At 32.3% G+C, this 7568-nt stretch carries 6 protein-coding genes and 1 pseudogene; 5 read left to right on the top strand and 2 right to left on the bottom strand.

What is annotated here, in order from left to right; genetic code table 11:
* Positions 1-117: 117 nt before the first annotated feature.
* Together codB and codA are read left to right on the top strand one after the other, a co-directional pair.
* Positions 118-1335 (top strand): cytosine permease, encoded by a 1218-nt coding sequence (gene codB / locus Q0F04_RS06140; protein WP_295751348.1) that lies wholly within the window; start codon positions 118-120, stop codon positions 1333-1335.
* A gap of 1 nt (position 1336) precedes the next feature.
* Complete coding sequence (codA, locus tag Q0F04_RS06135) at positions 1337-2572, top strand: cytosine deaminase (protein WP_295751344.1); 1236 nt, start codon at positions 1337-1339, stop codon at positions 2570-2572.
* A 102-nt stretch (positions 2573-2674) separates the two neighbouring features.
* Here the strand turns inward: codA and Q0F04_RS06130 are convergent, their stop codons facing one another.
* Positions 2675-2899, bottom strand: coding sequence for a hypothetical protein (locus Q0F04_RS06130; RefSeq protein WP_270490478.1), 225 nt, complete (start codon positions 2897-2899; stop codon positions 2675-2677).
* Positions 2900-2955: 56 nt separating this feature from the next.
* A pseudogene (locus Q0F04_RS11905) lies at positions 2956-3234 on the bottom strand (transposase); the annotation flags it as partial.
* Positions 3235-3386: 152 nt separating this feature from the next.
* On the opposite strand from Q0F04_RS11905, the gene Q0F04_RS06125 reads away from it, so the two are divergent.
* The 3 genes from Q0F04_RS06125 (at position 3387) to Q0F04_RS06115 (ending at position 7164) form a co-directional block, all read left to right on the top strand.
* Positions 3387-4172, top strand: a complete 786-nt coding sequence (locus Q0F04_RS06125; protein WP_295751341.1) for a hypothetical protein — start codon at positions 3387-3389, stop codon at positions 4170-4172.
* Positions 4173-4291: 119 nt separating this feature from the next.
* The gene (locus Q0F04_RS06120; RefSeq protein ID WP_295751338.1) at positions 4292-5683 is read left to right on the top strand and encodes a PTS transporter subunit EIIC; all 1392 of its coding nucleotides are present in this window, start codon (positions 4292-4294) and stop codon (positions 5681-5683) included.
* A 23-nt stretch (positions 5684-5706) separates the two neighbouring features.
* Entirely contained in the window at positions 5707-7164 is a 1458-nt protein-coding gene (locus Q0F04_RS06115; RefSeq protein ID WP_295751336.1) for a family 1 glycosylhydrolase, read from the top strand.
* The last annotated feature ends 404 nt before the right edge of the window (positions 7165-7568 follow it).

Raw genomic sequence — 7568 nt, 5'->3', positions numbered from 1 at the left:
TAAGCCGTATGCCTTAGTAGGGCACGTACGGTTTGACAAGGGGCGGTAGAATTAAAATTCTGTCGCCTACTTTTTCTGTTAAAATCATATAGTGAATTTTGAAATGAAGGAGTATATATGGAAGAAATAAAAGATAAAGATTATTCATTGGAAGCGGTTCCAGAAAGTGCAAGAAAAGGTTTTCGAAGTATGTTTTTTGTCATGCTTGGATTTACCTTCTTTTCTGCAAGTATGAGTGTAGGAGCAAAACTAGGAAATGGTTTAGATTTTAGTGAATTTGTTTTAGCGTGTATCATTGGTGGAATTATTTTATCCATTTATTGTGGAATATTAGCCTATATAGGATCTGACACAGGACTAACAATGGATTTGCTTTGTCGAAAGGCATTTGGTAAAAAAGGATCTTATGTATCAAGCTTAGTTCTAGGGTTTACACAAATTGGATGGTTTGGCGTTGGTGTAGCGATGTTTTCAATTCCAACAGCTCAACTTTTAGGTATCAATGAATGGGCATTGACAATCGCAGCTGGGTTATTGATGACTTTGACAGCTGCTACAGGTATGAAGGCATTAGAAGTCGTAAGCACGATATCCGTTCCTTTAATTGTTGTATTGGGTGTTTATTCAATGGTTACTGCCACAACTGATGGTGGTGGCCTTGTGGCTGTGTTTGCACAATCGGCTGGAAAAATCAGTGTGTTTACAGGAATTGGATATGTGATTGGTTCCTTTATTTCTGGAGGGACAGCAACACCGAATTTTATTCGTTTTGCGAAAAATAATAAAATTGCGGTTTGGACTACAGTCATTGCGTTTTTCTTCGGGAATACATTAATGTTTTGTTTCGGTGCAATTGGAGGTGCTTTTACAGGCGCTGATGACATTTTCTATGTTATGATTGCACAAGGTTTGGCAATTCCTGCTATTATTGTTTTAGGAGCTAATATTTGGACAACAAATAATAACGCTCTTTATACAGGTGGTCTTGCGATTAGTAATATCACAAATATCCAAATGAAAATAACAACATGGATTGCAGGTGTTATTGGAACCATCTTATCCATTTGGTTGTATTACAATTTTACAGGTTGGCTTAACATACTGAATTGTGCTTTGCCGCCAATCGGAATTATTGTCATTCTAGATTTCTTTATGAAAAGAAAAAAATATAAAGATAATATGGATGTAGGTAATTTTAATAGTTTCAATATTGTTGGTGTTATTGTTGGAGCTATTGTTGCAAATATTCTTCCTTGGGGAATTGCAGCGGTAAATGCGATGGTTGTAGCATCAGTATGTTATTTTATAGGGTATATAAGAAAGAAAGAGGCATAAAATGTTAATAAAAAATGCGTGTATTGAAAATAATGAAGAATTAAAGTGTATCCGAATTGAAGATGGAAAATTCAAAGAAATAAGAAAAGATTTAGAACCATATGCACAAGAAGAAGTGATGGATCTAGAAGGAAAACTTGTCCTTCCTCCTTTTGTTGAATCTCATGTTCATTTAGATACTTGTTTGACAGCTGGTCAACCACATTGGAATATGTCGGGAACTTTATTTGAAGGTATTGAACGTTGGGAAGAGCGTAAGGAATTTTTAACTAAAAAAGATGTAATGGATCGTGTGAATAAAGTCATTCGTATGCAGGCAAGTCATGGTGTTCAACATGTCCGTACGCATGTGGATATCAATGATCCAAATCTAACAGCTTTAGAAGCTATCTTGGAATTAAGAGAAGAAGTAAAGGATTTCATGGACATTCAAATTGTTGCGTTTCCTCAATATGGAATTTTGAGTTATCCAAAAGGAAAGGAATTGTTGGAAACAGCTTTGAAATTGGGTGCAGATGCAGCTGGAGCTATTCCTCACTTTGAATTTACGCGTGAATATTCGGTCGAATCTTTAAAAATTTGTTTTGAATTAGCACAAAAATATGGAAAGCTAATTGATATTCATTGTGATGAAATTGATGATGAAGCAAGTCGAGGACTTGAAACAGTTGCGACACTTGCTTATGAAACTGGTATGAAAGATCAGGTAACGGCAAGTCATACAACGGCAATGCATTCTTATAATAATGCGTATATGATTCGTTTGATGCGTATTTTAAAAATGTCAAATATTAACTTTGTAGCCAATCCTTGTGTGAATGTACATTTAGGTGGTCGTGCGGATACATATCCTAAACGTCGTGGATTAACACGAGTTAAGGAATTAACAGAAGCTGGATGCAATGTATCTTTTGGAACGGATGATATTTTTGATCCTTGGAATCCAATGGGAAGTGGAAATATGCGTGATCCAGTTTATATGGGAATCTATACTGGACATATGATGGGGTATGAGGAAATTCTAAATTCATATAAATTCGTAACGACAAATGCAGCTAAAACTTTACATTTAGGGGACAGCTATGGAATTCAAGAAGGAAATCCGGCAAGTTTTGTGGTGATGGATGCTAAAAATTATCATGAAGCTTTAAATTTGGATGCTCCTGTATTAAAGTCTTACAAAGATGGAAAGTTTATCGCATCTTGTACACCGGCAACACGAAAGATTCTATTTTAAAAGGTCCTTAGGGACTTTTTTCTTATATATTAAGATTTTGGTTTCGAAACAGGGAAAATGCGGTATGTGAAAAACTATCGAATTGTCACAATTTGTGGATTATCAGCAACGACAAAAAGGACTATCGTAATAGTCAACATTTTGTATTTGTCTGAAGTTTGAATTATTTTTTACAATCATTTTATGATTACATTCAGGGCAGTGCATCATATAGTTTTCTTCAGGTTCATTTGGAAATAATTCATCAATCAACCATCTAGGTACTTCTTCTTCGTAAGTGCATTTTGTACATTTCATCAATACATCTTTTTCTGTATGTTCTGTCATTTCTTTTGTCCTCCAATGGATTATATGTATAAGTATACTGCATAATAGCTCCACATTTACATTGAATTGGATCTTAGGTTAAAAGAATCTATTAAATGAGTGCGGTATTTGAATTTATTGAGTTTGTTTTTAAGAGCTTTTGTTCTAGTTTCACGCGAATAATCCTTATTCTTTTTGATTCCAAGAAGTGCATGGACTTTATCCAATGTTTTCTTAGATGCATTGGCATAGAATCCATAATACCGAGTGGTTAAGAAATGATAGTCCGATATATGTATGATAAGGCGATTTATAAAATCAATCACATTATCTGTGACATCATGATGTTTTTCATCTGAATAGGATGTATAAAATTGTAAATTTTATATTAGAATTAATAGATTAAATCATAATTATTATATAATAATGAAAGGATGAGTTATTTTTAACAGTTTCATACAAAAAGTATAAACAAAATTGCTACAAAAAAGAAGGAGGAATAAATTTTATGGCACAAGAGTTAAATAGATATGGGGTGCTAAATTCTTTGATTTCAATTTTAAATGAAGGAGAAGAAGATTCCTCAGATGCAGTAATAGCAAAATACTTACTTCAAAACTTTAATCATCTTCAAAATTTGAATATATATGATATGGCTGATGAATGCTTTGTAAGTAGAGCTACAATAAGGCGCTTTGCTCAAAGATTAGGTTTTGACAATTTTAAAATTTTAAAAAATCAATTTGAAAGTTTTCATGATACTTATTCATTCTATAGAGCAGGAATATATGATAATACTGAGAACAAGACAATTTCTGAGCAAATATTAAAAATGGTAAATGAATGTGATAGTTTTTTTACTGATGAAAAAATAGCTGGTATAGTAAATGATATAAAAAAAGCTAATACAATTGTATTTTTAACATCTGATATCTATAGTAGGCAAAGTAGTGAATTTCAAAAAGCTATGATACTAAATGATAAGATGGTACGAATCATTTCTAAAAAATATGAAAATAGTGAGTTATTACACTCATTAAAATCCACAGATCTTTTACTTGTAATCTCTGTTTCAGGCTTTTTCGTAAATGTAATTCTACCATATATAAAGGATAATCAAGCAAAAACAATACTGTTAACTACAGTTCATGACTTAAAATACTATGATTATTTTGATGAGGTATGGTATCTTAGTAAATCAGCTAAAACAAATAATCGAAGTGTGTATACAGTTTTTGCTACCCAATATTGTCTCGAGAAAATCTTTGATGCATATATGAAAAGTTTAAATTAGATTGGCACGAATATTGCACCCTTTTACATAGCTATATAATCTATAATCAATTATAGAAGAGGAGCTGCAGCAGATCTTCTATATAATTAATATCTATAATAAAGGAGAAAAGTACGGATATGTATGAAGAATTATGTAAAAGCATTTTAAAAGTGATTGGTGGTAGAGATAATATAGAGAGTGCATCTCATTGTGCCACAAGGTTGCGATTAACATTGAAAGATTTATCGATTGTTGGAAGTGATAATGATATAAAATCTATTAAAGGTGTACTTGGCCTAGTTAAAATTAATAAGTCTTATCAAATTATTATAGGTCCAGGTGTTGAATCTGTTTTTTTAGAGTTTGTTAATATAGCGGGTATTCAAAATAATACCTCTACTAATCAATCTGACAAAAAAGAAGAAATAAAATCTTCAACAGAAAAAAAGCATTATATCACAACTATAGTTGATTTTATTTCAGGATCATTTATGCCAGTATTACCAATTATCGTTGCAGGTGGATTGATTAGTGCATTTTTAGTTTGCTGCACAACTTTCTTTGGTGTTGATCCTAATTCAGGGACATATTTAGTTCTTAATTCTATATATGTTGGAGCTTTTACTTATCTGCCTATTTATGTTGGATATAATACAGCAAAGAAATTGAATATATCTCCAATGTTGGGTAGTTTGCTTGGCGCCGTATTAGTATCCAATAGTATTAGCGGAGTGGATGGATTAGATTTTTTGGGCATAGGAATTACTACAGTTAATTATGCTCAATCTGTACTTCCAGCAATGCTAGGGGTATTATTTATGTCTTTTGTTTATCGACCTTTAGATGCACATCTTCCTAAGGAAATTAAATTTGTCATGGTTCCTGTTATCACGATGATAATTACTGTGCCAATTACATTAATAGCTATTGGTCCTATTGCCACTTGGATAGGTAATTTATTAGCAACTGCTACATTATGGTTAAACACGAATTTAGGAGGTCTTTCCGTTGCAGTGATTTCTGCTTTACTTCCTCTGATTTTGTTCTCGGGAACAGGAGGATGTTGGTATCCAGCGATTTTCGCTTCTTTTGCAGAGAACGGATTTGAAGGATTTGTAATGACTGGTCTTTTGTCTGCAAATTTGGCAATTGCAGGAGCAGCATGTGCTGTTAGTTTGAAATTGAAAAATAAAGAAAATAAATCATTGGCATTATCTACTGGAATTACAGCAATTTTTGGTATTACTGAGCCTGCTATTTATGGTGTTTTAATTCGTTGGAAAAAAGCTTTTATAGCATCAATTATCGCATCTAGTATCGCAGGATTATTTGCTGGAATGATGAATGTTGTTGAGTATGTGTTTTCTTCACCAAGTATTATTAGCATAATAGCTTTTGCTAATCCTAATGGTTCGTTAAATAATCTTATTATGGCTATTATAACTATGGTAATTGCATTCGCTGCAGGATTAACTATAACCTTATTAATGAATGTCAAAGAAGAAGAAGATAGTACTATAAATGGATAAATATTGAGAGGAGTAATTTATAGATGAAAAAGTCAAAAGAATTTCCAGTAAATTTTTTATGGGGTGGTGCTACAGCTGCAACGCAATGTGAAGGAGCATGGAATGTTTCTGGGAAAGGAGATTCCATACTAGATCATTGCACTAATGGTGATAAAAGCCATCCACGTTTAATAACTAATGAAATAGATACTAGCAGATATTTCTATCCAACTCATTATGGATGTAAACAATATGAACATTATGAAGAAGATATTAAATTATTTGCTGAAGCAGGGTTTAAAATATATCGATTATCTATTAACTGGTCGCGTATTTATCCAAATGGAGATGATGAGTTACCAAATTTTGAAGGCTTAGAATATTATAGAAATGTATTTGAAAAATGCTTATCTTTTGGGATTGAACCTGTAGTAACAATGACGCACTACGATATGCCGTGGAATCTTGCATTAAAGTATGGCGGGTGGAAAAATCGTAAATTAATTGATTTATTTGTTAAATATGCAAAAACGATAATAACAGAATATAAAGGTTTAGTGAAACGTTGGTTAACATTTAATGAAATAAATTTCGGTACAGTTTCTTATGGTGAATATGTCACTTCAGGCATCATTCCCAAAAAGGGATGTATAACAATGGATGATTCTGAGGCAACAATAGATGAGGTTAATGATCGTTTTCAAGCTTTACATCATGAGTTGGTTGCTAGTGCAAAGGTTGTGAAATTGGCTCATTTAATTGATCCTTCTATTTCCGTAGGGTGTATGGTTTGTGGCTTTGCGTATTATCCCATTTCATGTAAACCAGAAGATATAGCACAAGCACAAAGAGATATGGAAATATGGAACTATTATTGTATGGATGTAATGTGTAAAGGAAAGTATCCGTATTGGTCGGAAAGATATTGGGATGATCATCACATTAAATTAACAATCATGGATGAAGATTTAAAAGATTTTAAAGAAGGGATTGTTGACTTTATAAGTTTTAGTTATTATCGAACAGACTGTTCTCAAGCTGATCAAAAAAAATCAAGAGAAAAAACAAATTTTGGTTTGAAAAATCCTCTATTAGATGCAACTCAATGGGGATGGACAATAGATCCGGATGGATTGCGTTGGCTTTTAAATGAATTTTATAATCGATATGAAAAGCCTCTCATAATTGTAGAAAATGGTATTGGAGCATATGATCAAAAAGAAGAAGATGGAACTATACATGATATCGAGAGAATAGAATATTTGAAAAAACACATAAAAGCAATGAAAGAGGCTATCAAGGATGGAGTGGACCTTATTGGTTATACTTGCTGGAGTGCTGTTGATATAGTATCTGCATCAACTGGAGAATTTAAAAAAAGATATGGTCTGATTTATGTCGATGCTGATGACTATGGCCATGGTTCATATAAAAGATATAAAAAGGATTCATTCTTTTGGTACAAAAAAGTGATTGAAAGTAATGGGGAGATCTTAGATTAAAAATATGTTAAACGAACTATGTGAGTGATTTTAAAGTTTCTAATTTGTTCTTAAAGTCAAAAAATAAGATTTATAAAATTTATGTAAGAAAAACTAAGTAAATGAAGCAAATTCATAAGTTTGAATGTCCAAACTTATGAGTTCATTTTATTGCACAAATCTTATAGTTAAGAGGAGACAGAAAAAGAGCTGTAACAAATAAGTGTTTTTTGGTAATTTAAATTATCGTGTGGGTGATGCGAACGAAAAGAGATGAATTCCACTGTATTTGCAGTAGAACGCATCTCTTTTCTTATAGATTAAGATTTTGGTTTCGGAACAAAGGAAATTCAATATGTGAAAAGCTGTCGAAATGTCACAATTTGTGGGTTATCAGCAACGACAAATAGGACTATCGTAATAGC

The organism is uncultured Holdemanella sp. (genome assembly GCF_934772795.1).
Taxonomy (GTDB): domain Bacteria; phylum Bacillota_I; class Bacilli_A; order Erysipelotrichales; family Erysipelotrichaceae; genus Holdemanella.
This window is presented reverse-complemented; position numbering and strand designations above follow the sequence as displayed.

Bases quoted from the DNA above. Each gene is read 5' to 3' on its own strand.
- Q0F04_RS06120 (WP_295751338.1), top strand. From the start codon at position 4,292: ATGTATGAAGAATTATGTAAAAGCATTTTAAAAGTGATTGGTGGTAGA.
- codB (WP_295751348.1), top strand. From the start codon at position 118: ATGGAAGAAATAAAAGATAAAGATTATTCATTGGAAGCGGTTCCAGAA.
- Q0F04_RS06130 (WP_270490478.1), bottom strand. From the start codon at position 2,899: ATGACAGAACATACAGAAAAAGATGTATTGATGAAATGTACAAAATGC.
- Q0F04_RS06125 (WP_295751341.1), top strand. From the start codon at position 3,387: ATGGCACAAGAGTTAAATAGATATGGGGTGCTAAATTCTTTGATTTCA.
- codA (WP_295751344.1), top strand. From the start codon at position 1,337: ATGTTAATAAAAAATGCGTGTATTGAAAATAATGAAGAATTAAAGTGT.
- Q0F04_RS06115 (WP_295751336.1), top strand. From the start codon at position 5,707: ATGAAAAAGTCAAAAGAATTTCCAGTAAATTTTTTATGGGGTGGTGCT.